This window comes from Thermomonas sp. (assembly GCF_046293095.1).
Lineage (GTDB): Bacteria > Pseudomonadota > Gammaproteobacteria > Xanthomonadales > Xanthomonadaceae > Thermomonas.
The window spans coordinates 172190-197159 of sequence record NZ_JBKBPN010000003.1; the positions used below are offsets into that span (position 1 = coordinate 172190).

The window sequence follows — 24970 nt, forward strand, 5'->3', positions numbered from 1 at the left end:
CGGCACAGGCCGAGATACGCCCCCACCCGCGTTTACGCTAAAGTCGCACCGTCCATGGGAGACCACCTGCCGATGAGTACCGCCGCACCCGCCAACCTGATGGGAATCACCGGGATCGCCCGCCGCCTGGTGCTGGACGGGGCCCTGGACGAGGCTGCCGCGCGCAGGGCCATGGAGGCCGCCACGGCGGAGAGGATGCCGCTGGCCAGCTACCTGGCCGACCGTCGGCTGGTGTCCGCCAGTGCGTTGGCCGCCGCCAACGCCATCGAGTTCGGCATGCCGCTGGTGGATGCACTGGCCATCGACCCGGCGCAGTCCGCCGTCTCGCTGGTGAAGGAGGAACTGCTGCGCAAGCACAACGTGCTGCCGCTGTTCAAGCGCGGCAGCCGCCTGTTCGTCGGCACCTCCGACCCCACCAACAACCGGGCGCTGGAGGAGCTCAAGTTCCACACCAACCTGGCGGTGGAGCCCATTCTGGTGGATGCCGACCAGATCAAGCGCAGTCTGGACCTGTGGCTGGAAGCCGCCGACTCGCTGGCCGACGATCTGGCCGATGCCGACGGCCTGGACGGTCTGGAGGTCGGCGGGGACGAGGATCTGTCCAGCGATGCCGGCCTCGACGCGAAGGGTGACGACACCCCGATCGTCAAATTCGTCAACAAGGCGCTGGTGGATGCCATCCGTCGCGGCGCCTCCGACATCCACTTCGAGCCCTACGAAACCGACTACCGGGTGCGCTACCGCATCGACGGCATCCTGAAAACCGTCAAGACGGCGCCAGTGAAGCTGCACGCGCGCATCGCGGCACGCCTGAAGGTGATGGCGCAGCTGGACATCGCCGAAAAGCGCGTCCCGCAGGACGGCCGCATCAAGCTGAACCTCAGCAAGAGCAAGCAGGTCGATTTCCGCGTGAGCACCCTGCCCACCCTGTTCGGCGAGAAGATCGTGCTGCGTATCCTGGACGGCAGCGCGGCCAAGATGGGCATCGACAAGCTGGGTTACGAGCCGGACCAGCAGAAGCTGTTCCTGGACAACATCCACAAACCCTACGGCATGGTGCTGGTCACCGGCCCCACCGGCTCGGGCAAGACGGTGAGCCTGTACACCGCGCTGGGCATCCTCAACGACGAGACCCGCAACATCAGTACGGTGGAAGACCCGGTGGAAATCCGCCTGCCCGGCGTCAACCAGGTGCAGCAGAACGCCAAGCGCGGCATGACGTTTGCCGCCGCCCTGCGCAGCTTCCTGCGCCAGGACCCGGACGTGATCATGGTGGGCGAAATCCGCGACCTGGAAACCGCGGAGATCGCGGTGAAGGCGGCGCAGACCGGCCACATGGTGCTGTCCACCCTGCACACCAACGACGCGCCGCAGACCATCGCGCGCCTGATGAACATGGGCATCGCGCCCTACAACATCACCAGCTCGGTCAACCTGGTCATCGCCCAGCGCCTGGTCCGCCGCCTGCACGACTGCAAGCGCGCCGTGCATCTGCCCGAGCACGCCCTGCTGGCGGAAGGCTTCACGGCCGACGAGATCCATGCCGGCATCACCGTGTACGAGGCGGTGGGCTGCGAGGACTGCACAGGCGGCTACAAGGGCCGCGCCGGTATCTACCAGGTGATGCCGATGACCGAGGAAATCCAGCAGATCGTGCTGGCAGGTGGTAATGTCCAGCAGCTGACCGAGGCGGCCCTGCGCAGCGGCGTCCGCGATCTGCGGCGTTCCGCGCTGGACAAGGTGAAACAGGGGGTCACCAGCCTGGTCGAGATCAACCGCGTCACCAAGGACTGAAGGGGAGCGCCATGTCCGCACGCAGAGCTGCTATCACCAAAGCCCGAGAAAAGGCTGAGACCCGCCGGTTGAACCCGCTGGAAGAGTTCGTCTGGCAAGGCCGCGACCAGCGCGGCAAGGTGATGAAGGGCGAACAGCTGGCCCGTACCGCCAACCTGCTGCGCGCCGAACTGCGCAAGCAGGGCATCAATCCGACGATGGTGAAGCCCAAGCCGAAGCCCCTGTTCGGCGGCGCCAACAAGAAGATCTCGGCGCGCGACATCGCGGTGTTCAGCCGGCAGATTGCCACCATGATGAAGTCCGGCGTGCCGATCGTGCAGGCGCTGGAGATCATCGGCGGCGGCAACAAGAACCCGGCGATGAAGAAAATGGTCAACAGCCTGCGCACCGACATCGAGGGCGGTGCTTCCATCTACGAGGCGATGAGCCAGTTTCCGGTGCAGTTCGACGAGCTTTACCGCAACCTGGTCCGCGCCGGCGAGGCTTCGGGCGTGCTGGAGACGGTGCTGGAGACCATCGCCGACTACAAGGAAAACATCGAGACCATCAAGGGCAAGATCAAGAAGGCCCTGTTCTATCCGGCGGCGGTGATCGCGGTAGCGATCCTGGTGAGCGCCGTGCTGATGGTCTACGTGGTACCGATTTTCAAGGAAACCTTTGCCGACTTCGGCGCCGACTTGCCCGCGTTCACCACTCTGGTGTTCGGCATTTCCGACATCGTGGTGAAGTGGTTCTGGCTGATCGGCATCGTTATTGCGGCCGGCGTTGGTTTCTTCCTCTATTCCTACAAACGCTCGGTGAAGCTGCAGCGCGCCGTGGACCTGATGATGCTGAAGATTCCGATCATCGGAAACGTGCTGCACCAGTCCGCCATCGCCCGCTTCGCCCGCACCCTGGCGGTTACCTTCCGCGCGGGCGTGCCGCTGGTGGAGGCACTGGACAGCGTGGCCGGTGCCACCGGCAGCATGGTGTACGAACAGGCCGTGATGAAGATGAAGGACGATGTGGCGGTAGGCTATCCCGTCAACGTCGCCATGAAGCAGGTCAACCTGTTTCCGCACATGGTGGTGCAGATGACCGCGATCGGCGAGGAAGCCGGCGCGCTGGACACCATGCTGCTGAAGGTGGCCGAGTTCTACGAGGAAGAAGTCAGCAATACGGTGGATGCGATCAGCAGCCTGATCGAGCCGATGGTGATGGTGATCATCGGCGGCATGGTGGGTTCGATCGTGGTTGCCATGTATCTGCCGATCTTCAAGATCGCCATGACAGTGATGTAAGGCCGGATCTGCGCACCCGATGGCATTCCTCGACGCACACCCCGGCCTCGGCTATCCCGCCGCGGCCGGCCTTGGCCTGCTGGTGGGCAGCTTCCTCAACGTCGTGATCCTGCGCCTGCCGGCGCGGATGGAGTGGCAGTGGCGGCGTGACGCCCGCGAGATCCTGGAAGAGCCCGACCTGTACGATCCGCCGCCACCCGGGATCGTGGTGGAAGGTTCGCATTGCCCGAAGTGCAAGAAACCGCTGGCCTGGTACGAGAACATCCCGGTGCTGAGCTGGGTGCTGCAGGGCGGCAAGTGCCGGGGCTGCAAGGCCCCGATCTCCATCCAGTATCCGCTGGTGGAGTTGTTGACCGGCGTGCTGTTTCTGGCCTGCGCGCTGCGTTTCGGCTTCGGCTGGCAGGCCTTTGGCGCCATGCTGCTGACCTCCTTCCTGATCGTCCTGTCCGGCATCGATCTGCGCACCCGCCTGCTGCCCGACCAGTTGACCTTGCCGCTGCTGTGGCTGGGCATGACGGCGGCGGTGGAAAACCTCTACGTCGGCCAGAAAGCCGCCATTCTGGGGGCCATGGCGGGCTATCTGAGCCTGTGGTCGGTGTACTGGGTGTTCAAGCAGCTCACCGGCAAGGAAGGCATGGGCCACGGCGATTTCAAGCTGTTGGCGGCCATCGGGGCCTGGACCGGGCTGGCCGGGATCTTGCCGACCATTCTGCTGTCCTCGCTGGTCGGCGCCATCGTCGGCTCGATCTGGCTGGCCGCGAAGGGGCGGGACAAGGCAACCCCGATCCCGTTCGGCCCGTATCTGGCCGTCGCCGGCTGGATCAGCTTCATGTGGGGCCAGGACCTGGTCCACGCCTACCTGCGCCTGTCCGGGCTGGCGTAAGCGGCCCCCGGCTCGGCTCGACGTTCGCTTGCAAATATCTGGCGGAAACACCCTCTGGCCCATCTGCCGCCCCCGGTCGTGGCGACCGAACGTCACTGGCGGCGATAACCCCATAATGCGGCCATGAGCGATTACATCATCGGCCTGACCGGCGGCGTGGCCTCCGGCAAAAGTACGGTCGAAGCCTGCTTCCGCCGACGGGGTGTGGCCGTGGCCGATGCCGATGCCGCCGCGCGCGAGGCGCTGGCGCCGGGCAGCGACGGGCTGGCCGAGGTGGTGGCCACCTTTGGCCATGACGTGCTGGGCGCCGACGGCCAGTTGGACCGGGCGGCGATGCGTCGGCGCGTGTTCGCCGATCCGGGGGCGCGTCAGCGGCTGGAGGCCATCGTCCACCCGCGCGTTCGCAGTGCCATGGCCGCGGCCTGCCGCGCCGCGCAGGGCCACTACGCCGTGGCCTCGATCCCGCTGCTGGCCGAGGGCGGTGGCCGCACCGCCTATCCGTGGCTGTCGCGCATTCTGGTGGTGGATGTCCCCGTGGAGGCGCAGCGGGCCCGGCTGCTGCGCCGCGACGGGATCGACGACGCGCTGGCGCGGGCGATGATCGCCGCACAGGCCACGCGCGCGCAGCGCCTGGCCATCGCCGACGACGTGCTTGTCAACGACGGCGCGCTGGCGGCGCTGGACCCGCAGGTGGCCGCATTGGACCGGCTGTACCGGGCGCTGGCCGCGGCTGCCGCATAGGGGCAAAGCCACGCGGTATGACGGGACCTGCCCGCGGCTGGCATACGGCGTCAAAGGCATGCCGGACTGCGCGCGCCACTCGCGCTTGCCGGCGGGAGCCTAACCGCGCCGCAACAATGCCTCGACCACCGGCACGTCGGCAGGCGGCATGGGGTACTCGGCCAGTTTGCGCAGCGGCACCCACGCCAGCGCCTGCCCCTCCAGCCCGCGCGGCTGGCCGCTGAACGCGACATCGCGGACATCCAGCACCAGGCGCCGGCCGGGGGTTTCCACCGGCACACAGGCCACGGGCGCACCGACCGTCGCCGCGATGCCCAGCTCCTCGCGAAGCTCCCGCACCAACGCGTCTTCGGGCGACTCGCCCGGTTCGACTTTACCCCCCGGGAATTCCCACAACCCGGCCAGCTCGCGCCCCTCGGTGCGGCGCGCCAGCAGGATCCGGCCGCGTGCATCACGCAGCACGCCGGCGACGACGTGGATTTCTTTCATGGGATCAACGGCAGCGATTGCATGCTGGAGCATCGTAAGCGCATCCGGCCGCCCATGCGCCCGCAGACGGGAATGCGCGGCGGATCTGAGGCTCAGCGCGGGCTTTGCCTGGCCGGATCGTGCCGCGCCCAGGGCGTGCACGCGGCCCATGCCGGAACTTCGAGCCCCACAAGAACGCCGGCCCGGCGGGCCGGCGTTCTTGTGGGATTACGCCAGCTGCCCGTGGCAGTGCTTGAACTTCTTGCCGCTGCCGCACGGACAGGTGTCGTTGCGGCCGATATTGGCAAACGCCTGCTGCTGGGCCCGGGCGGCCTGCACCTGCGCGGCCTCCTCGTCGGCGCCCAGGCCGCCGGCGCCAGGGTGCTGGAACTGCATCTGCCGCGCCACCGCCTCGGCACGTGCACGCTCCTGCGCTTCGGCGGCCGCCACTTCCTCCTCGCTGCGGATGCGCACGCGGGCCAGCAGCGAGACCACTTCCTGCTTCACCTTCTCCAGCAGCTCGGAGAACAGCGCAAAGGCTTCCTTCTTGTATTCCTGCTTGGGCTGCTTCTGGGCGTAACCGCGCAGGTGGATGCCCTGGCGCAGGTAGTCCATGCGGGCCAAGTGCTCCTTCCAGTTCTGGTCCAGCACGTTCAGCATCACGTGCTTTTCCAGCATGCGCATGGTCTCCGCGCCAACCTGGGCCTCCTTCGCCGCGAACAGCGCATCCACCGCCTCGTGCACACGGGCCTGGATCTGCGCCGCATCCAGCTCGGCCTCGTCCCGGTGCAGACGCACCAGGTCCATCTGCAGGCCCATCTCGGAGGCCAGCGCGGCTTCCAGGCCAGGCAGGTCCCATTGCTCGTCGATCGAATCCGGCGGCACGAAACGCTCCACCAGGTCCGCCACCACGTCATGGCGGATGCCTTCGATGTTCTCCTTGATGCTGTCCGCCTCCAGCAGCTCGTTGCGCTGGGCGTAGATCACCTTGCGCTGGTCGTTGTTGACGTCGTCGAAGTCCAGCAGGTTCTTGCGGATGTCGAAGTTGTGCGCCTCGACCTTGCGCTGGGCGTTGGCGATCTGCTTGGTCACCAGCGCCGACTCGATGATGTCGTCTTCCTTCAGGCCCATCCGCGCCATCACCTTCTGCACCCAGTCGGCGGCGAAGATGCGCATCAGGTTGTCTTCCAGCGACAGGTAGAAGCGGGACGAACCCGGATCGCCCTGGCGGCCGGAGCGCCCGCGCAGCTGGTTGTCGATGCGGCGCGACTCGTGCCGTTCGGTGCCGATGATGTGCAGGCCGCCGGCGGCCTTGACCGCGTCGTGGCGCTGCTGCCATTCCGCCTTGACGCGCTCCTTCTCGGCCTGCGGGGCATCCTCGCCCAACTCGGCCAGGGCGGCCTCCAGCGATCCACCCAGCACGATGTCGGTGCCGCGGCCCGCCATGTTGGTGGCGATGGTCACCGCGCCCGGGGCGCCGGCATTGGCCACGATGTGCGCCTCGCGCTCGTGCTGCTTGGCGTTGAGGACCTCGTGCGGGATGCCGGCCTCGCGCAGCTTCTCGCTGAGCAGTTCGGACACTTCGATGGACGTGGTGCCAACCAGCACCGGCTGGCCCTTGGCCACGCATTCCTTGATTTCGTTCGCCACCGCGCGGTACTTGCCGGCACGGTTGAGGAACACCAGGTCCGGATAGTCCTTGCGGATCATCGGGCGATGGGTGGGGATCACCACCACTTCCAGGCCGTAGATGTTCTGGAACTCGTAGGCCTCGGTGTCGGCCGTACCGGTCATGCCGGACAGCTTCTTGTACATGCGGAACAGGTTCTGGAAGGTCACCGACGCCAGCGTCTGGTTCTCGCGCTGCACCGGCACGCCCTCCTTGGCCTCCACCGCCTGGTGCAACCCGTCGGACCAGCGTCGGCCAGGCAGGGTACGGCCGGTGAACTCGTCGACGATGATCACCTCGCCATCGCGCACGATGTAGTCCACGTCGCGCTGGTAGATGGCATGGGCCCGCATGGCCGCATTGAGGTGGTGGACGATGTGGATGTTCTGTGCGGCGTACAGGCTCTCGTCCGGCCCCAGGATGCCGGCCTGGCGCAACAGCTGTTCGGCGTGCTCCTGCCCGGCTTCGGACATGTGCACCTGCTTCTGCTTCTCGTCGACCCAGTAGTCGCCTTCGCTCTCTTCCGTCTCCTGGCGCTTGAGCGACGGCACCACCTCGTTGACCCGCAGGTAGAGCTCCGGCGATTCATCGGCCGGGCCGGAGATGATCAGCGGCGTGCGCGCCTCGTCGATCAGGATCGAGTCCACCTCGTCGACGATGGCGAAGTGCAGGCCGCGCTGGAAGCGGTCCTCCTTGGACAGCGCCATGTTGTCGCGCAGGTAGTCGAAGCCGAATTCATTGTTGGTGCCGTAGGTGATGTCGCACGCGTAGGCCTCGGCCTTGTCGGAATGCGGCATGCCCGGATAGACCACGCCCACGGTCAAGCCCAGCCAGTTGTACAGCTTGCCCATCTGGGCGGCGTCGCGGCGGGCCAGGTAGTCGTTCACGGTGACCACGTGCACGCCCTTGCCTTCCAGCGCGTTCAGGTACACCGCGCAGGTGGCGGTGAGGGTCTTGCCCTCGCCCGTGCGCATTTCCGCGATCTTGCCGTCGTGCAGGACCATGCCGCCGATCAGCTGGACATCGAAATGGCGCATGCCGAACACGCGCACGGACGCCTCGCGGCAAACCGCGAAAGCCTCGGGCAGCAGCTTGTCCAGCGACTCGCCCTTGGCGATGCGCTCTTTGAACTCGGCGGTCTTGGCCTTCAGCGCCTCGTCGGAGAGCGCCTGCATCTGCGGCTCCAGCGCGTTGATCTTCTTGACGATGGCGCCGTATTGCTTGAGCAGACGTTCGTTACGGCTGCCGAAAACGCGGGTGAGCAAACTGTTGAGCATGGGGTTGTGCGGTCCCTGGCGGGATGCGCGCCGGCGGCGCGGCATCGGGAAGAGGCGTCGAAACGACCGGATGCGGGCGCGGGCGCCCGTTCGGGAATCGGGTAGTTTAGCTGGAGGCGGCCCGCGGCGTCCGCAAGCCCCCCCGGCGTTGTCAGCCGCGGGACGGCCCGTGCCGGGCCAGGGCGTTGTTGTGGCCCAGGAACTTGCGGGGATTGACCACCACCCCGTCCTGCCACAACTCGAAGTGCACGTGCGCGCCAGTGGAGCGGCCGCTGGAGCCGGCCCTGGCGATTTCCTGCCCTGCCCGCACCAGATCCCCGACCTGGCGCTCCAGGCGCGCGTTGTGGGCATAGCGGGTCACATAGCCATTGCCGTGGTCGATTTCCACGGTGTTGCCATAGCCGCTGCGCACGCCGGCGAAGCTGACCACGCCGTCGGCCACCGCCAGCACCGGATCACCTGTCCGGGCCTGGAAATCGATGCCCTTGTGGAACTGGCTGCCGCCGCCGAACGGGTCGGCGCGACCGCCGAAACCGGAGGTGACGAAGCTGTCGGCAACGGGTGCGCGCGAGGGCAGCAGGCTGCGGTCAAGGGCGCGGTTGAACAGCAGGCTTTCCAATATGGCCAGCTGGATGCCGGCGCGGCGGTAGTCGCCTTCCAGCGCGACCAGGTGCGCCCGCAGCTCGGCGGCGGGCATGTCGCGGGTCACCCCGCCGCCGCCCTGCCCGACAGGTGCGTCGAAGTCGAATTCGCCATCTTCCAGCTGGCCGGCCCGGGTCAGGCGGCTGCCGAGGGCGTTCAGGCGGTTGGCCTGGGCCTGCAGCTCGGCCAGGCGCGCGGCCAGCGCATTGATGTCACGCTGGGCGTCGCGGCGCACCTTCTCCAGTTCGGCCTGGCGCTGGGCATCGGCTGCCTGCAGGGCTTCCAGCTGGGCCATGCCGATCACGCTGCGCACCGCGGCACCACACAGCATGCCGGCGCCCAGCAGCAGCGCCAGCGCCGCCCACGGCCGGCGCATCGCCCAGCCGCGCAGGCGGTCGGCCTGCGCGACGGCGCGTTGGGGGGTATCGTGTGCGTTGCTGTTATCGATCATCCGTATGTCTGGTTCGCGATCCACGCCCGCCAAGGGCCAAGCCTCCACCCTCGCCCCCCGCACTGCACTGGACGCGCTGCTGGCGGGATCCTCCGGTGGCACGCTGCGCCGCGCCCAGTGGCTTGACGCGGTGGATCGGTTGCTGCGACCGCACCTGCCCCCCGGGATGGCGGCGCATGCACGCCTGGCCAATGTCCGCGGGGACAGGCTGGTGTTTGTCGTCGATGCCCCGGTCTGGCACGCCAAGCTGCGGCTGGCCGCGCCGGGGCTTATCGACGTTGCCCGCTCCATCGGGCTCGAGGTGAACGACGTGGGCGTCAAGACGACCACCGCGCCGCTGCAGCCGCTGCCGCCAGCCACCGCGCAACGCCCCCCGATGTCGGCCACCGCGCAGTCGGGACTGGCGGCAGCCATCGCCATGCTGCAATCGGAGACGGCAGATGACGCCGACACCGAACGCAAGGCCGCACGCAAGCGGAGACCGCAAGCACCCGCCGATCCGGCCGAAGGCGCATCCTAGCGGCCCGAGCCCGCGGCTTTGTTAAAAAATCGCAACAATGCCGGGCAAACGCCCCCGCCGCCCCGCCGGACGATGTTCAGGCCGCTGGAATCGCGGCGCCGTAGCCCAGCACCGGCGCCTGCGCGGCGTCCGCGAAGCTGACCTCTTCCCAGGCGTCGGCATCGGCCAGCAGCGCACGCACCAGCCGGTTGTTCAGCGCATGCCCGGACTTGTAGCCCTCGTAGGCCCCCAGGAGGGCGTGACCTGCCAGATAAAGATCGCCCACCGCGTCCAGCACCTTGTGGCGCACGAACTCGTCGGCATAGCGCAGGCCGTCCTCGTTCAGAACGCGGAAGTCGTCCAGCACGATGGCGTTGTCCATCGAGCCGCCCAGCCCCAGGTTGCGGTCGCGCATGAACTCCAGGTCGCGCATGAATCCGAACGTGCGGGCGCGGCTGACTTCCTTGATATAGGTGCTGGTGGAGAAATCCACCTCGACGCGCGAGAGGGCATCCGGGATGGCCGGATGGTCAAACTTGACGGTAAAGCGCAGGCGGAATCCGTCATACGGCTCGAAGCGGGCGAATTTTTCGCCATCGCGAACTTCCAGCGGGCGCAGGATGCGGATGAACCGCTTGGGCGCCGGCTGCTCCACCACCCCTGCCGATTCCAGCAGGAACACGAACGGCCCGGCCGAGCCGTCCATGATCGGGACTTCCGGCGCGGTCAGCTCGATGTAGGCATTGTCGATCCCCAGCCCGGCCAGCGCCGACAGCAGGTGCTCGACCGTCTGCACCCGCACCCCGCCACGGCCCAGACCGGTGCACAGCGTGGTTTCGGCGACCAGATCGGCGCGCGCGGGAAGCTCCACCACCGGCTCCAGATCGGTCCGTCGGAACACGATGCCGGTGTCAACCGGCGCAGGGCGCAGGGTGAGGAAGACTTTTTCGCCGCCGTGCAGGCCCACGCCAGTGGCGCGGATGACATTCTTGAGGGTGCGTTGGCGGAGCATCGCCACAGGTTACCACGCCAGCACCTGAATCCAGCCCTTCACGCAACGGGCAGGACGGCACAATGGGGTTTGTGGCTTGGCGCAAGCGGTCCCGATGGAAAGCGGCCGGTCGGCAACGCGCCGACCGGCCAGAAGACACGCCAGGTGGACGACCCGACGCGCGATGGAGCATGACACTTTGCGACCCGCCTTCCCGAACACGGCGGGAGGGCTGCCGCAGGAGGCGCCATCCGGACGCCTCCCGACCCTGGCCCCGCCGCTGCAGAGTGCGGCGGGGCGACGCGTTGCAACCTCAGTCGGCCTGTCGGCGCAGGAACGCCGGGATGTCCAGATAGTCGTCCTTCGGCAGCTCGGCGGCGACCGGCGCGGCTTCGACGGCATGGCGCCGCAGACTGCCGGCAAGGCCGGTGGGGACTGCGGTGGCGTAGGCATCGGCGACCGCGTCGATCGGCAGGCCGGTGGTGCCGTCGCGCTTGGTCTGGGTATTGATCAGCTGGACGAACGGAGGACGGCGCGGCGATTCCTGGGCGGTTTCGTAGCGGACGTCGCGGCGGTCGTTGCCGATCGGCTGACGCAAGCCCACCGTGGCGCGGCTGAGGCCAGTGGCCACCACGGTGACGCGCACCTCGTCCTGCATCTCCGGATCCAGCACGGTGCCGATGACCACGGTGGCGTCCTCGGCGGCGAACTGCTCTACCGTGCGCCCCACTTCGTCGAACTCGGCCATGGTGAAGTCCGGGCCCGCGGTGATGTTGACCAGGATGCCGTTGGCACCGGACAGGTTGACGTCGTCCAGCAGCGGGTTCTGGATGGCGGCCTCGGCGGCGGCCTGGGCGCGGTCGTCGCCGCGGGCGCTGCCGGTGCCCATCATCGCCAGACCCATCTCGGACATCACCGTGCGCACGTCGGCGAAGTCGACGTTGATCAGGCCCGGGCGCACGATCAGGTCGGCGATGCCCTGCACGGCGCCCAGCAGCACGTCGTTGGCGGCGCGGAACGCCTGGATCATGGTGGCGTTGCGGCCCAGCACGGTGATCAGCTTCTCGTTCGGGATGGTGATCAGCGAGTCGCAGTGCTGGCTCAGCTCCTCGATGCCCTTGGCGGCCACCTGCATGCGGCGGCGGCCTTCGAACGGGAACGGCTTGGTGACCACGGCCACGGTCAGGATGCCCATTTCCTTGGCCAGCTGTGCCACCACCGGCGCGGCGCCGGTGCCGGTACCGCCGCCCATGCCGGCGGTGATGAACACCATGTCGGCGCCCTGCAGAGCCTGGATGATCGCCTCGCGGTCTTCCAGTGCGGCCTGGCGGCCGACTTCCGGGTTGGCGCCGGCGCCCAGCCCCTTGGTGACGTTGCCGCCGAGGGTCAACTGGTGACTGGCGCCGCAGTTCTTGATCGCCTGCGCGTCGGTGTTGGCAGTGATGAACTCCACGCCCTCGACGCTGCTGTTGACCATGTGCGCGACCGCATTGCCACCGCCGCCGCCGACGCCGAAGACCTTGATGATGGCATTGGGTGCCACCTGGTTGATCAGTTCGAAATGTGCCATGTCCATGTCCTGTCGTTGTGGCCGGGATCGGCGGGATCGTGTCCGCCTTCGCCAGCTTGTTATTGGGAAGTGCTTTGTATGTCCTGCTTTACTGCTTGCTTTGCCGCCTGTTCCTGCCCTCTGCTACCTGCTGCCACGCCGCTCAGAACGCGCCGCGGAACCACTTCACCGCTTTGCCCAACACGCCGCCTACTTTGCTGTTCGGCAAGGTGGGACGCTTGGGGTGTTCCATCTGGGCGCCCATCAGCAGCAGGCCCACGCCGGTGGCATGCACCGGGTTGCCCACCACCTCGCCAAGCCCGGTGACGTGCTGCGGAATACCGATCCGCACCGGCATCTGCAGCATCTCCTCGGCCAGCTCGACCACGCCCTCCATCTTCGAAGCGCCGCCGGTCAGCACCATGCCGGCGCGCACCCGCTGCTCGAAGCCCGAGCGGCGCAGTTCGGCCTGCACCATTTCGAAGATCTCCTCGTAGCGCGCCTGCACCGCCTGCGCCAGCGCATGCCGCGGCAGGCGCCGCGGCGGGCGATCGCCCACGCTTTCCACTTGGATGCTTTCCTCGGCGCGCGCCAGCTGGGCCAGCGCGCAGGCGTACTTGACCTTGATGTCCTCGGCGTGCGGCGTGGGCGTACGCAGCATGTGTGCGATGTCCTCGGTCACCTTGTCGCCGGCCACCGGCAGGTTGGCCGTGTGGCAGATCGCGCCCTGCATGAACACCGCGATGTCGGTGGTGCCGGCGCCCATATCGACCAGCACCACGCCCAGCTCACGCTCGTCCGGAGTCAGTACCGCGGTGCTGGACGCCAGTGAGGACAGGATCAGATCGTCCACCTGCAACCCGCAGCGCTGCACGCACTTGCTGATGTTCTGCGCCGCCGACTGCGCGCAGGTGACCAGGTGCGCGTGCACCTCCAGGCGCACGCCGGTCATCCCGACCGGGTTGCGGATGCCCTCCTGCGAATCATCCAGCACGTACTCGCGCGGAATCGCATGCAGGATACGCTGGTCGGCCGGGATCGCCACCGCTTTGGCGGCCTCCAGCACACGGTCGAGGTCGCCGTAGGTGACCTCGCCGTCACGGATCGGGACGATGCCGGGCGAATTCTTGCACTGCACGTGGTTGCCGGAGATCGAGGCATACACGCTGCTGACCTCGCAGCCGGCCATCAGCTCGGCTTCTTCCACCGCGCGCTGGATCGACTGCACGGTGGAGTCGATGTCCACCACCACGCCGCGGCGCATCCCGCGCGACTCGTGTGAGCCGATGCCGATCACCTCGATCGGCTCGCCCGGCGCGTATTCGCCGACCAGGGCCGTAACCTTGGATGTGCCGATATCCAGGCCGACGATGAGGGACTTGTCGCCTTTGCGGTTCATGTATTGCTGCCGTGATTCATGGAAAGGGTTTCTGCCTTCGCCCAGGTCAGGGCGAAGCCGTTGGTGTAGCGGAGGTCGGCGCGGACCAGCCGCCGCTGCGGGTTCTGCGCGGCCAGCTGCGGCAGCAGCGGCGCGAAACGTGCCAGCCGGGCGCCCGGATCATCGCGCCCCAGGATCACGCGGGTGCCGTCGGCAAGCGTGATCGACCAGCTGCCACGCGGGTCGATGGCCACGCCCAGCACGCCACCGGCGCCCGCCAGCTGTTCGCGCGCCTGGTTGTACAGGGCGACCACTTCCGGCACGCGCCCTTCCGGGCCATCCAGCAGCGGCAGCCCGGCTGGCACCTGCAGGCGTCCGATCGGGAACAGGCGACCATGCTCGGAGAGCAGGCGCGCAGTGCCCCAGCGCGCAAACGGGCGATGCTCGACGATGCGCACTTCCAGCACGTCCGGCCAGTGCTTGCGGACTTCGGCCCGCTCCACCCACGGCAGTGCGTCCACGGCGTCCTGCACCGCGCCCAGGTCCACCGCGAAGAACCCGCGGCGCGCGTACGGCAGCACTGCCGCCTGCAGCTGCGCGCGATCCACCCGCTCCAGCGTCCCCTGCACGCGCAGGGTCCGCAGCGGCCAGTGCTCACCGCCCATCCAGCCCTCGACCACGGCGACAACCGGCAATGCGACCAGCGCCACCGCGAGCAACCACAGCAACGGGCGCTTCAGCGCGCTCACACCGTCTGCTCCAGGATGCGCCAGCACAGCGCGTCGAATTCACAACCCAGTTGGCGCGCCGCCTTGGGCACCAGCGAATGGCTGGTCATGCCGGGCGCGGTGTTGACTTCCAACAGGTACAGCTGGCCGTCGGCGCGCGCGCGCATCACGTCCACCCGGCCCCAGCCGCTGCAGCCGGCAGCGCGGAATGCCTCCAGCGCCAGCGTGCGGATGGTCGCCTCGTCGGCCCCTTCCAGGCCCGGGCAGAGGTACTGGGTGTCCTCGGCGACGTACTTGGCGTTGTAGTCGTACCAGCCGCCCTTGGGGACGATTCGGATCGAGGGCAGCGCGACGTCGCCGAGGATGCCGACGGTCAGCTCGTCGCCGATCACCATCTGCTCCATCAGCATCTCGCCGCCGTAGGCGCGGGCCACGTCGATGGCGGCGGCAATGTCGGCCTCCGTCTCCACCCGCGCAACGCCCACGCTGGAGCCTTCGCAGGAAGGTTTGACGAATACCGGCAGGCCCAGTTCCATCGCGGCCGCGCGCAGATCCGCGCCGGGCGGCAGCCGCACGAAGCGCGGCGTCGACAAACCGGCGGCCGCCCACACCTGCTTGGTGCGGATCTTGTCCATGGTCAGCGCGCTGCCCAGCACGCCGGAGCCGGTGCAGGGGATCTCGAACGCCTGCAGCAGCCCCTGCAACACGCCGTTCTCGCCGTCGCCACCGTGCAGGATGTTGAACACGCGGTCGAAGCGGCCATGCACCAGCCCATCCACCAGCGCCGGGATGCCGTCCACCGCATGCGCATCGACGCCACGCGAGCGCAGGGCCTCCAGCACGTTGCGGCCGGAATCCAGCGATACGTCGCGCTCGCTGCTGCTGCCGCCCATCAGTACGGCGACGCGGCCGAACGCGGCGGGATCGGCGAGGCGCACCGGTGGCAGGGCGATCGTCGTGGTCATGCCGCGTCTCCCTGCGGGCGCGCGGCCATGAGGCCGTCGCGCGCGATCTGCTGGGCCGCGGCGCCGATGTCACCCGCGCCCATCATCAGCAGCAGGTCGCCGCCCTGCAGGACACCGGGCAGCACGTGCGCGAGCTCGGCGGCACTGCCCACCACCACCGGATCGACCCGCCCCCGCGTGCGGATGCTGCGCGCCAGCGCCTTGGCGTCGGCACCGGCAATGGGGGCCTCGCCGGCCGGGTACACCTCGGTCAGCAGCAGCGCGTCCACGCCGGACAGCACCGCCGCGAATTCGTCGAAAAGATCGCGGGTGCGGGTGTAGCGGTGCGGCTGGAACGCCACCACCAGCCGCTTGTCCGGCCAGCCGCCGCGCGCCGCGGCGAACACTGCGGCCAGTTCCTTCGGGTGGTGCCCGTAGTCGTCCACCAGTGCCACCTCGCCGCCGTCCGGCAGGGCCAGCGTGGCCAGCTGGTTGAAGCGGCGGCCGATGCCCTGGAAGCCTTCCAGCGCGCGCGCGATCGCCGCGTTCGCCACGCCCAGCTGCCAGCCGATGGCGGCCGCGGCCAGTGCGTTCTGCACGTTGTGGCGGCCCGGCAGGGCCAGCGTGCAGGCGGTGCGGCTGCCGTCGGGCAGGCACAGGGTGAAATGCATGTTCGCGCCCTGCTGGCGCACGTCGGCGGCACGCACGTCGGCCTCCGGCGCGAAACCGTAGGTCACCACGTGGCGCGGGGTCTTGCGCGCCAGTTGCGCCACTTCCTCGTCGTCGATGCACAGGACGGCCAGGCCGTAGAACGGCAGCCGGTGCAGGAATTCGGAGAACGCGTCCTTGACCCGCTCGAAGTCGCCGCCGTAGTTCTCGAGGTGGTCGGCGTCGATGTTGGTGATCACTGCCACCACCGGGTTCAGGCGCAGGAAGCTGCCGTCGCTCTCGTCGGCCTCGGCCACCAGCCAGTCGCCCTTGCCCAGGCGCGCGTTGGCCCCGGCCGCCAGCAGCTTGCCGCCGATCACGAAGGTGGGATCCAGCCCCCCTTCGGCCAGCACGCTGGCGGTCAGTGAGGTGGTGGTGGTCTTGCCGTGGGTGCCGGCCACCGCCACGCCGCGCTTGAAGCGCATCAGCTCGGCCAGCATCTCGGCACGCGGCACCACCGGGATGCGCTGCGCGCGGGCTTCCAGCAGTTCCGGGTTGTCCTCGCGGATGGCGCTGGACACCACCACGCAGTCCGCGTCCAACACGTTGGCGGAGGCATGGCCCTTGCGCACGGTGATGCCCAGCGAGGCCAGCCGCCTGGTCACCGCATTGTCGGCGTTGTCCGACCCGCTGACCTGGTAGCCCAGCGTGCACAGCACTTCGGCGATACCGCTCATGCCGACGCCGCCGATGCCCACGAAGTGGACGCGCGGCAGTGCCTTGGCGGGGTCGTTGATCTGCCGCAGGTGCAGGCTGTGCGGGCTCATCGGGTCACCTCGTATGGGATCGCGGCCAGCACCGCCTCGGCCACGCGCTGCGCGGCGTCAGGACGGGCCAGCGCGCGCGCGGCGCGCGCCATGGCCAGCCGCTTGTCCGCATCGGCGGACAGCGGGGCCAGCACGTCGCGCAGGCGCGCGGCGAGTTGATCGGATTGCGGCAGCAGCACGGCGGCGCCGCGCTCCACCAGGAACTCGGCGTTGCGGGTCTGATGGTCGTCCACCGCCTGCGGGAACGGCACCAGCACGCTGCCCACCCCGACCGCGCAGAGCTCGGCCAGGGTCAGCGCGCCGGCCCGGCAGACCACCAGGTCGGCCCAGGCGTAGGCGGCGGCCATGTCCGCGATGAACGGCTCGACGCGGGCGGCCACGCCGGCATCGGCATAGGCCTGGCGGGCGGCGTCGAGCATGCGTTCGCCTGCCTGATGCAGGATCTCCACCGGTGTGCCGAGTGCGGCCACCGCCTGCGGCACCGCCTCGTTGAGCGCGCGTGCGCCCTGGCTGCCGCCCAGCACCAGCAGGCGCAGCGGGCCGGCATGGTCGAAATCACGCGCTTCGGGCGGCGCGAGCTCGGCGATCTCCGCGCGCACCGGGTTGCCCACGTGGGTTTCCTTCGCGAAGGTCTGCGGAAAGCCCACCAGCACCTGCCGGGCGACCCTGGCCAACACCTTGTTGGTCATACCGGCAGCGCGGTTCTGCTCGTGCACCAGCAGCGGAATGCCGGCCAGCCGCGCGGCAATACCGCCTGGCCCGGCCGCGTAGCCGCCGAAACTGACCACAGCATCAGGCCGCTCGCGGCGCAGCACCGCGCCGGCTGCACGCACCGCGGCGAGGATGCGCAGCGGTGCACGCAGCAACGTGCCGACGCCCTTGCCGCGCACGCCCTGCACGGCCAGGGTGTCGATGGCGATGCCGTGCGGCGGCACCAGCCGGGTTTCCATGCCGCCGTCCGCACCCAGCCAGCGCACCTCGGCGCCACGCGCGCGCAGCGCGTGCGCGACCGCCAGGCCCGGGAAGATGTGCCCTCCGGTGCCGCCGGCCATGATCACGATGCGGGGCGCGCGCACGTTCAACGCGACCTCCGCAGGGCCGCCAGCGCGGCCGATTCCACCACCGGACGGCCCATGGCGGGCTCGATCCGCTGGCGCAGGCGGCCGGCGCCGCGCACCGCGGCATCGGCCGGCAGCGGCGGCTGCGCGGCGACCGGCGGTGCACCCACCGGCATGCCCGCACCCACCGCGCGGCGACGCGCCACCTGACGGGCGGCACGCTCGTATTCCCAGGACACCCGCAGCAGCAGACCCATCGCCACGCAGGTCATCAGCACGGACGAACCGCCGGACGAGACCAGCGGCAAGGTCAGGCCCTTGGTGGGCAGCATGCCAAGGTTCACGCCGATCGACACGAAGCTCTGCAGCGCCATCCACAGCGCGATGCCGAACGCGATGTAGCCGGCGAAATGGCGCTTCATCTCCACGCATTGCAGGCCCAGCCAGAACGCACGGCCGGCCAGCAGGGCGTACAGGCCCACCACCAGGCAGACGCCGGCAAAGCCCAGCTCCTCGGCCAGCACCGAGAAGATGAAATCGGTGTGCGCCTCGGGCAGGTAGTTGAGCTTCTGGATCGACGCGCCCAGGCCCACCCCGAACCATTCGCCGCGACCGATGGCCATCAGCGCGTTGCTGAGCTGGTAGCCCGCACCCAGCTGGTCCTGCCAGGGATCCATGAACGAGGTGACGCGACGCATGCGATAGGGCTCGAACACCACCAGCAGCACCAGCGCCGGCAGCAGCAGCAGCACCGGCAGGATCAGCCGGCGGATCGGCGCGCCGCCCAGCACCAGCATGCCGGCGGTGATGCTGAGCAGCAGCACCGACGAACCGAAGTCCGGCTGCACCAGCAGCAGGCAGACCAGGCAGCCGACCACGCCCACCGGCTTGATCATCGCGCCCCAGGTGACCGCCACGTCCTCGCTGTAGCGCTTCAGGTAGCTCGCCAGCCAGACGATGTAGAGCACCTTGACGGCCTCCACCGCCTGGAAGTTGGACACCCCGAGGTTGATCCAGCGGCGTGCACCGTTGACGGTCTTGCCGATGCCGGGCACGAACACCAGCAGCAACAGCACGACGCAGCCCAACAGCAGCCACTGGCTGTGCTTCTCCAGGGTCTTCAGGTCGGTGCGCATCATGATTGCGGCCAAGCCCAGACCGACCAGCAGGAATACGATGTGGCGGCTCAGGAAGTACCACGGGCCGGCATCCGTGCCGCCACCGGCGATCGCCGCCGAACCGACCATGACCACGCCCAGGCAGGCCAGCGCGATGGACGCGCCCAGCAGCCACGGGTCGAAGCGCCCGCCGATCTCGTCAAGGCGGGTCGCCTGGCCCAGTCCGTCGATGCCGGTCGCAGCCATCAGCGCACCTTCAACGTGGCAAGACCGACCAGCACCAGCACCACGCTGATGATCCAGAAGCGCACGATCACGCGCGGCTCCGGCCAGCCCTTGAGTTCGAAGTGGTGGTGGATCGGCGCCATCCGGAACACGCGCTTACCGGTGAGCTTGAAGCTGGCCACCTGGATCATCACCGACAGCGTCTCGATGACGAAGATGCCGCCCATCAACACCAGCACCAGTTCCTGCCGCACGATCACCGCGATGGTGCCCAGCACCGCCCCCAGCGCCAGCGCGCCGATGTCGCCCATGAACACCATCGCCGGATAGGTGTTGAACCACAGAAAGCCCAGCCCGGCGCCGGCGATGGCCGCGCAGATGATGGTCAGCTCGCCCGCGCCTGGCACCTGCGGGATCTGCAGGTAGCGCGAGAACTCGGCATGGCCCGAGACGTAGGCGAACACGCCCAGCGCGCAGGCCACCAGCACGGTTGGCATGATGGCCAGGCCGTCCAGGCCGTCGGTCAGGTTGACCGCGTTGGAAAAGCCGACGATCCAGAAATAGGCGATCGCCACGAAGCCCACGCCGGCCAGCGGCAGCGCAATCGACTTGAACAACGGCACGTAGAACGTGGTCGCGGCCGGCACATCGGCGAACGCGAACAGGTAAATGCCCGCCGCCAGGCCCAGCAGCGACTGCAGCGCGTACTTGGTGCGTGAGCGCATGCCGTTGGGGTCGCGCTTGACGATCTTGATCCAGTCATCCATCCAGCCGATGGCGCCGAAGCCCAGCATCACCACCAGCACCACCCACACGTACTTGTTGCGCAGATCGCCCCACAGCAGCACCGAGGCGGCCACGGTGGACAGGATCAGCGCACCGCCCATGGTCGGCGTGCCCGCCTTGGAGAAATGCGACTGCGGGCCGTCCTGGCGGATCGGCTGGCCGCCCTTGAGGGTGGCGAGGTAGCGGATCATCGCCGGCCCCCACCACAGCGACAGCGCCAGCGCGGTGAGCGCGCCGAGGATGGCGCGGAACGTCAGGTAGTTGAACAGGTTGAAGTGGCCTTGCAGCTGCTCCAGCCAGCGCGTGAGTTCAAGCAGCATCGGTGGTCTCCCCGTCCTGTCCGGCGTCGCGCTGCAGCAGCGCCGCCACGATCCTGTCCATCGCGCTGCCGCGCGACCCCTTCACCAGCACGGTGGTGCCCGCACCCAGCTCGCCCCACAGTGCCTCGGCCAGCGCCGCATGGGTATCGAATTGCCGCGCGCCCTCCCCGAAGGCCTGCGCGGCCTGCGCGCTCAACGGCCCCAGCGTGTACAGGCGGGCGATGCCGGCGGCCTTGGCGCGTGCGCCGGCCTCGGCGTGCAGGGCCGCCTCGTCGGCGCCCAGCTCGCGCATGTCGCCCAGCACCAGCCACGCCTCGCCAGCCCCTTCGGCCAGAGTGTCGATGGCGGCGGCCAGCGAGCCGGGATTGGCGTTGTAGCTGTCGTCCACCAGCGTCGCGCCGCAGCGCAGGCGATGGGTGGCCAGCCGGCCGGCAACACCCTGCACCGCAGCCAGCCCGTCGCGCACCTGCGCCAGGGTGGCGCCAACGGCCATCGCCATCGCTGCCGCGGCCAGCGCGTTGCGGACGTTGTGCCGCCCCGGCATCGCCAGCGCGACGTCGATCTCGCCCTGCGGCGTGACCAGGGTGAAATGCGAGCCCTGCAGACCCATGTGGATGTCGCGCGCCGTTATCTCGGCCTCGGCCTCGAGGCCAAAGCGGATCACGTGGCGGCCGCGCAGGCGCTCGATGAAATACAGTGCGAAGGCGTCGTCGGCGTTCACCACCGCCACGCCATCCTCGGGCAGCGCCTGGTAGATCGCGCCCTTGGTCTGGGCGACGCCAAGCAGGCTGCCCATGCGCTCCAAATGGGCCGCCGCGACGTTGTTCACCAGCGCCACGTCCGGCCGGGCGATGGCGGTCAGATAGGCGATGTCACCCGGCTTGCCCGCACCCATTTCGTAGACCGCGAAGCGCGCGTCGTCCGGCGCATCCAGCACGGCCAGCGGCAGGCCGATCTCGTTGTTGCGGTTGCCGGGATTGGCGTAGGCGCCGCCCAGTTCGGACAGGATCGCATGCAGCAGGGTCTTGACCGAGGTCTTGCCGTTGCTGCCGGTCACCGCCAGCACTCGGGTCGCGCGTTCGCGCTGCACCGCCGCGGCCAGGCTGGCCAGCGCGCGCTCGGTATCGGCCACCACCACCTGCGGCAGGGCGACCTCGACCGGATGCGCCACCAGGACCGCCACGCAACCGCCGTCGGCGGCAGCCTGCACGTGGGCATGGCCGTCGAAACGCTCGCCCTTGAGGGCGACGAACAGGGCCGCGCCGCCGGGAAGCGCGCGGGTGTCGGTGGCGATGGCGTCCACCGCACGGTCTTCGCCCAGCAGGCGCCCATGGGTCGCCTGGGCGATCCAGGACAGCAGGCGCGGCGTCATGCGGCACCGCCTTCGATGCGATGGCGCAGGCAGTCGCGCGCCACCACCGCATCCTCGAACGGCAGCTTCACGCCGCCCACGTCCTGGTAGGGCTCATGGCCCTTGCCGGCCACCAGCACCACGTCATCGGGACCGGCGCCCGCGATCGCCGCGGCGATGGCGGCGGCGCGATCGCGCTGCACCACCACGCGCGCGGCATCGTCGAAACCGGCCAGGATGTCGGCCACGATGGCATCGCCGTCTTCGTTGCGCGGGTTGTCGTCGGTCACGATCACGCGGTCGGCAAGGCGCTCGGCGATGGCGGCCATCTGCGGCCGCTTGCCGGTGTCGCGCTCGCCGCCGCAGCCGAACACACAGATCAGCTTGCCGGCGGTGTGCGCACGCAGCGACGCCAGCGCCTGCTCCAGTGCGTCCGGCGTATGGGCGTAGTCGACCACCACCAGCGGTGCACCGCCCTCGCCACCCAGCCGGTTCATGCGCCCATCGACCGGCATCAGTTGGGACAGGGTTTCGGCGATCAGCGCCGGCGCCATACCCAGCGCGAACAGCGTCGTCGCCACGCCCAGCAGGTTGTCGACGTTGAAGCGACCCAGCAGCGGCGAGCGCACCGGATGCGCCTGCCCGCCCGCGTGCAACAGGAAGCGAATGCCACTGCCGTCCAGGGCCACGTCTTCCGCACGCACCGCCGCGCCTGCGGCGCCGCGCGAGGAAAAGCCCAGCGCACGCACTTTGCCACCCACAGCCGCGAACAACTCCCGCCCGAACGCATCGTCCAGATTCACCGCGGCGGCGCGCAGACCCGGCCAGTCGAACAGCCTGGCCTTGGCGGCACCGTAGCTGGCCATGTCGCCGTGGTAGTCGAGATGGTCGCGGGTGAGGTTGGTGAACACCGCCACGTCGAAATGCACGCCGTCCACCCGGCCCTGGTCGAGCGCGTGCGAGGACACCTCCATGGCCACCGCGGAGGCCCCCTGGTCACGGAGTTCCGCCAGCAGCGCGTGCATGCGCAGCACCAGCGGCGTGGTGAAGCCGGTGGGCACGATGGCCGGCCAGAGGCCGGCGCCCAGCGTTCCCACCGTGCCGGCGCGCTGGCCGCGCAACGTCCACGCCTGCGCCAGCAGCTGCACGGTGGAGGTCTTGCCGTTGGTGCCGGTCACGCCCACCGTGGTCATCGCCGCACTGGGATGGCCATGGAAGGCGTCGGCCATGGCGCCCATGCGGGCACGCAGGCCCTGTACCGGAATCGCGTCGGCAGGGGCGGGCAGATCCTCCGGTGCCGGCGGCTCATACAGGATGGCGGCCGCGCCCGCTTCACGGGCGGCATCGACGAAATGCAGGCCGTGCGCGCCGAACCCGGCGATGGCGACGAACGCATCGCCCAGAGTCACCTCGCGGCTGTCCTGCACCAGCCCGGTGATGGCAAGGTCCGCGGACAGGCCTTCCAACTCCGGCAGCAGTTCGCCCAGCAGCATGGCGCGGGTCATTGCGGCGCCCTCGCGGCGGCAACGGCCGCAGTTGCAGGCGCACCACGCCCCTCCACCTGCTGGCGCTTGGCCTCGGCGGCGGCCTGCACGGCCAGCCAGGCGTCGAGGTTGTCGGGCGAGACGTCCATCAGGCGCAGCGCACCTTCCATCACGTTGCGGAACACCGGACCGGCGACCACGCCGCCGTAGTAGCCCTTGCGGGTGGGATCGGGATCGTTGACCGCGACCACCATTGCGAAGCGCGGATGATCCACCGGCACCAGCCCGGCGAAATAACCGATGTAGCGGCGCGAATAGCCGCCCGCGCTGGCCTTGCGCGAGGTGCCGGTCTTGCCCGCCACGTGGTAGCCGAGGATCGCCGCCTGGGTCGCGGTGCCACCCGGCTCAGTGACGGTCTGCATCATCCGCAGCACTTCATTGGCGATGCGCGGGTCCAGCACGCGTTTCGGGGGATTGTGCTGGCCCTTCACGAAGCTCGGCTGGTGCAGCAGGCCGCCGTTGCCCAGCGCGGCATAGGCGGTCGCGATCTGCAGCGGCGTGACGCTGAGACCGTAGCCGTAGCTCATGGTCTGCTTGGTGGTGCCGCTCCAGCCCGGGCTGCCCGGCGCCGGGAACAACCCGGCCGCCTCGCCCGGGAAGCCGCTGCCGGTGCGCTGGCCGTAGCCAAAACGCCGCATGAAGGCATAGAACTGCGCGTCGCTCAGACGCCTGGCCACCAACGAGGCCCCCACGTTCGAGCTCTTGCGGATGATGCCGGTAGTGTCCAGCACGCCGTAGTTGTGGGTGTCGGTGGTGCGGTACTTGCCGTTCGGGATCCAGCCCGGATTGGTATCGAACAGCGTCGCGGGCGTGATGACGCCCGCCTCCAGGCCGGCCGCCACCGTCAGCGGCTTCATCGTCGAACCCGGCTCCAGCAGGTCAGTGACGGCACGGTTGCGGTGGGCATCGCGCGGGCTGCTGCCAACGGCATTGGGGTTGAAGGTGGGCAGGTTGGCCATCGCCAGCACTTCGCCGGTGGCCACGTCCAGCACCACCGCCGAGCCGCTGCTGGCACCCGTCTCGGCGATGGCGCTGCGCAGTTCGCGATGGGTGAGGTACTGGATGCGACGATCGATGCTCAGCACCAGGTCATGGCCCGGCTGCGCGGCGCGCACCAGGTCCACGTTCTCGACGATCCGGCCCTTGTTGTCACGGATGACGCGCTTGGCGCCCGGCGAACCGCGCAGCCAATCGTCGAACGCCAGCTCCAGGCCTTCCTGGCCGCGGTCGTCCACGTTGGTGAAGCCCAGTACGTGCGCCAGCACCTCGCCCTGCGGGTAGAAGCGGCGGTATTCCCGTTGGCTGGCCACGCCGGGGATCTCCAGCGCCAGGATGCGCGCCGCCTCGTCCGGGTTGATGCGGCGCTTGAGGTAGACGAACTCCTTGTCGGCGCGCGCGCTCAGGCGGCTTGCCAGCTCGTCCTGCGGCATGCCCAGCGCGGCCGCCAGCGCCGGCAGGCGTTCAGGCGCTTTCAGCAGCTCCTTCGGATTCCCCCAGATCGATTCGACCGGCGAGGAGATCGCCAGCGGCTCGCCGTTGCGGTCGGTGATCATGCCGCGTGAGGTGGCGATCGGAATCTCGCGCAGGAAGCGCGCGTCACCCTGCTGCTGGTAGAAGGCATGGTCCACCACCTGCAGGTCCAGCGCGCGTGCCAGCAGCGCCACTGACCCCAGGCCAAGAAAACCGCATACCAGCAGCATGCGCCGACGCACGTCGAACTGCGCGCGCATGCGCGGCTGGCCGGCGGCAGCGCGCTCGCGACGCGCCTCCCCCCCGAACCAGCGCAACCGTTGGCCGAA

General features: G+C 69.0%; 19 protein-coding genes and 1 pseudogene. 5 read left to right on the plus strand and 15 right to left on the minus strand.

Annotated elements, in window-relative coordinates:
* Window positions 1-72 precede the first annotated feature (72 nt).
* The 4 genes from pilB to coaE all read left to right on the plus strand — a co-directional run bounded on the left by pilB (window position 73) and on the right by coaE (window position 4698).
* Window positions 73-1794: a type IV-A pilus assembly ATPase PilB gene (gene pilB / locus ACK4SG_RS06940; RefSeq protein ID WP_409601348.1), complete on the plus strand. Its 1722-nt coding sequence runs from the start codon at window positions 73-75 to the stop codon at window positions 1792-1794.
* 11 nt (window positions 1795-1805) lie between these two features.
* A complete protein-coding gene (locus ACK4SG_RS06945; protein WP_409601000.1) occupies window positions 1806-3074 on the plus strand; it encodes a type II secretion system F family protein in 1269 nt (422 codons plus the stop codon).
* Between the two features lie 19 nt (window positions 3075-3093).
* Complete coding sequence (locus ACK4SG_RS06950) at window positions 3094-3957, plus strand: prepilin peptidase (RefSeq protein ID WP_409601001.1); 864 nt, start codon at window positions 3094-3096, stop codon at window positions 3955-3957.
* A 123-nt stretch (window positions 3958-4080) separates the two neighbouring features.
* Entirely contained in the window at window positions 4081-4698 is a 618-nt protein-coding gene (coaE, locus tag ACK4SG_RS06955) for a dephospho-CoA kinase (protein WP_409601002.1), read from the plus strand.
* Window positions 4699-4812: 114 nt separating this feature from the next.
* On the opposite strand, the pseudogene mutT reads toward coaE, so the two are convergent.
* The 3 genes and pseudogenes from mutT to ACK4SG_RS06970 all read right to left on the minus strand — a co-directional run.
* Window positions 4813-5220, minus strand: a pseudogene (gene mutT / locus ACK4SG_RS06960) (8-oxo-dGTP diphosphatase MutT); the annotation flags it as partial.
* 174 nt (window positions 5221-5394) lie between these two features.
* Entirely contained in the window at window positions 5395-8112 is a 2718-nt protein-coding gene (gene secA, locus ACK4SG_RS06965) for a preprotein translocase subunit SecA (protein ID WP_409601003.1), read from the minus strand.
* A gap of 151 nt (window positions 8113-8263) precedes the next feature.
* A complete protein-coding gene (locus ACK4SG_RS06970) occupies window positions 8264-9205 on the minus strand; it encodes a peptidoglycan DD-metalloendopeptidase family protein (protein WP_409601004.1) in 942 nt (313 codons plus the stop codon).
* Between the two features lie 4 nt (window positions 9206-9209).
* Between ACK4SG_RS06970 and ACK4SG_RS06975 the strand changes: the two genes are divergently transcribed.
* On the plus strand, window positions 9210-9725 hold the full coding sequence (locus ACK4SG_RS06975) for a DciA family protein (protein ID WP_409601005.1): 516 nt from the start codon (window positions 9210-9212) through the stop codon (window positions 9723-9725).
* A 76-nt stretch (window positions 9726-9801) separates the two neighbouring features.
* Here ACK4SG_RS06975 and lpxC read toward each other — a convergent pair whose 3' ends face one another.
* The 12 genes from lpxC to ACK4SG_RS07035 all read right to left on the minus strand — a co-directional run bounded on the left by lpxC (window position 9802) and on the right by ACK4SG_RS07035 (window position 24901).
* A complete protein-coding gene (gene lpxC, locus ACK4SG_RS06980) occupies window positions 9802-10716 on the minus strand; it encodes a UDP-3-O-acyl-N-acetylglucosamine deacetylase (RefSeq protein WP_409601006.1) in 915 nt (304 codons plus the stop codon).
* A gap of 292 nt (window positions 10717-11008) precedes the next feature.
* Entirely contained in the window at window positions 11009-12265 is a 1257-nt protein-coding gene (gene ftsZ / locus ACK4SG_RS06985; RefSeq protein WP_409601007.1) for a cell division protein FtsZ, read from the minus strand.
* Between the two features lie 142 nt (window positions 12266-12407).
* Window positions 12408-13643: a cell division protein FtsA gene (gene ftsA / locus ACK4SG_RS06990; RefSeq protein ID WP_409601008.1), complete on the minus strand. Its 1236-nt coding sequence runs from the start codon at window positions 13641-13643 to the stop codon at window positions 12408-12410.
* On the minus strand, window positions 13640-14371 hold the full coding sequence (locus tag ACK4SG_RS06995; protein WP_409601009.1) for a cell division protein FtsQ/DivIB: 732 nt from the start codon (window positions 14369-14371) through the stop codon (window positions 13640-13642). Before ACK4SG_RS06995 ends, ftsA begins: the two co-directional genes overlap by 4 nt.
* A complete protein-coding gene (locus ACK4SG_RS07000; protein ID WP_409601010.1) occupies window positions 14368-15315 on the minus strand; it encodes a D-alanine--D-alanine ligase in 948 nt (315 codons plus the stop codon). The genes ACK4SG_RS06995 and ACK4SG_RS07000 overlap by 4 nt, the downstream gene beginning before the upstream one ends.
* Complete coding sequence (gene murC / locus ACK4SG_RS07005; RefSeq protein WP_409601011.1) at window positions 15312-16769, minus strand: UDP-N-acetylmuramate--L-alanine ligase; 1458 nt, start codon at window positions 16767-16769, stop codon at window positions 15312-15314. Before murC ends, ACK4SG_RS07000 begins: the two co-directional genes overlap by 4 nt.
* Window positions 16766-17821, minus strand: coding sequence for an undecaprenyldiphospho-muramoylpentapeptide beta-N-acetylglucosaminyltransferase (gene murG, locus ACK4SG_RS07010; protein ID WP_409601349.1), 1056 nt, complete (start codon window positions 17819-17821; stop codon window positions 16766-16768). The genes murC and murG overlap by 4 nt, the downstream gene beginning before the upstream one ends.
* Before the next feature lie 26 nt (window positions 17822-17847).
* The gene (gene ftsW / locus ACK4SG_RS07015) at window positions 17848-19191 is read right to left on the minus strand and encodes a putative lipid II flippase FtsW (protein WP_409601012.1); all 1344 of its coding nucleotides are present in this window, start codon (window positions 19189-19191) and stop codon (window positions 17848-17850) included.
* Complete coding sequence (mraY, locus tag ACK4SG_RS07020; protein ID WP_409601013.1) at window positions 19191-20276, minus strand: phospho-N-acetylmuramoyl-pentapeptide-transferase; 1086 nt, start codon at window positions 20274-20276, stop codon at window positions 19191-19193. Before mraY ends, ftsW begins: the two co-directional genes overlap by 1 nt.
* On the minus strand, window positions 20266-21648 hold the full coding sequence (gene murF, locus ACK4SG_RS07025; RefSeq protein WP_409601014.1) for a UDP-N-acetylmuramoyl-tripeptide--D-alanyl-D-alanine ligase: 1383 nt from the start codon (window positions 21646-21648) through the stop codon (window positions 20266-20268). Before murF ends, mraY begins: the two co-directional genes overlap by 11 nt.
* Window positions 21645-23132, minus strand: a complete 1488-nt coding sequence (locus ACK4SG_RS07030) for a UDP-N-acetylmuramoyl-L-alanyl-D-glutamate--2,6-diaminopimelate ligase (RefSeq protein WP_409601015.1) — start codon at window positions 23130-23132, stop codon at window positions 21645-21647. The genes murF and ACK4SG_RS07030 overlap by 4 nt, the downstream gene beginning before the upstream one ends.
* The gene (locus ACK4SG_RS07035; protein WP_409601350.1) at window positions 23129-24901 is read right to left on the minus strand and encodes a peptidoglycan D,D-transpeptidase FtsI family protein; all 1773 of its coding nucleotides are present in this window, start codon (window positions 24899-24901) and stop codon (window positions 23129-23131) included. Before ACK4SG_RS07035 ends, ACK4SG_RS07030 begins: the two co-directional genes overlap by 4 nt.
* Window positions 24902-24970: the final 69 nt, after the last annotated feature.

Excerpts from the sequence above, each read along its gene's own strand:
- pilB (WP_409601348.1), top strand. The coding sequence starts at position 73 with ATGAGTACCGCCGCACCCGCCAACCTGATGGGAATCACCGGGATCGCC.
- ACK4SG_RS06945 (WP_409601000.1), top strand. The coding sequence starts at position 1,806 with ATGTCCGCACGCAGAGCTGCTATCACCAAAGCCCGAGAAAAGGCTGAG.
- ACK4SG_RS06950 (WP_409601001.1), top strand. The coding sequence starts at position 3,094 with ATGGCATTCCTCGACGCACACCCCGGCCTCGGCTATCCCGCCGCGGCC.
- coaE (WP_409601002.1), top strand. The coding sequence starts at position 4,081 with ATGAGCGATTACATCATCGGCCTGACCGGCGGCGTGGCCTCCGGCAAA.
- secA (WP_409601003.1), bottom strand. The coding sequence starts at position 8,112 with ATGCTCAACAGTTTGCTCACCCGCGTTTTCGGCAGCCGTAACGAACGT.
- ACK4SG_RS06970 (WP_409601004.1), bottom strand. The coding sequence starts at position 9,205 with ATGATCGATAACAGCAACGCACACGATACCCCCCAACGCGCCGTCGCG.
- ACK4SG_RS06975 (WP_409601005.1), top strand. The coding sequence starts at position 9,210 with ATGTCTGGTTCGCGATCCACGCCCGCCAAGGGCCAAGCCTCCACCCTC.
- lpxC (WP_409601006.1), bottom strand. The coding sequence starts at position 10,716 with ATGCTCCGCCAACGCACCCTCAAGAATGTCATCCGCGCCACTGGCGTG.
- ftsZ (WP_409601007.1), bottom strand. The coding sequence starts at position 12,265 with ATGGCACATTTCGAACTGATCAACCAGGTGGCACCCAATGCCATCATC.
- ftsA (WP_409601008.1), bottom strand. The coding sequence starts at position 13,643 with ATGAACCGCAAAGGCGACAAGTCCCTCATCGTCGGCCTGGATATCGGC.
- ACK4SG_RS07000 (WP_409601010.1), bottom strand. The coding sequence starts at position 15,315 with ATGACCACGACGATCGCCCTGCCACCGGTGCGCCTCGCCGATCCCGCC.
- murC (WP_409601011.1), bottom strand. The coding sequence starts at position 16,769 with ATGAGCCCGCACAGCCTGCACCTGCGGCAGATCAACGACCCCGCCAAG.
- murG (WP_409601349.1), bottom strand. The coding sequence starts at position 17,821 with ATGGCCGGCGGCACCGGAGGGCACATCTTCCCGGGCCTGGCGGTCGCG.
- ftsW (WP_409601012.1), bottom strand. The coding sequence starts at position 19,191 with ATGGCTGCGACCGGCATCGACGGACTGGGCCAGGCGACCCGCCTTGAC.
- mraY (WP_409601013.1), bottom strand. The coding sequence starts at position 20,276 with ATGCTGCTTGAACTCACGCGCTGGCTGGAGCAGCTGCAAGGCCACTTC.
- murF (WP_409601014.1), bottom strand. The coding sequence starts at position 21,648 with ATGACGCCGCGCCTGCTGTCCTGGATCGCCCAGGCGACCCATGGGCGC.
- ACK4SG_RS07030 (WP_409601015.1), bottom strand. The coding sequence starts at position 23,132 with ATGACCCGCGCCATGCTGCTGGGCGAACTGCTGCCGGAGTTGGAAGGC.
- ACK4SG_RS07035 (WP_409601350.1), bottom strand. The coding sequence starts at position 24,901 with ATGCGCGCGCAGTTCGACGTGCGTCGGCGCATGCTGCTGGTATGCGGT.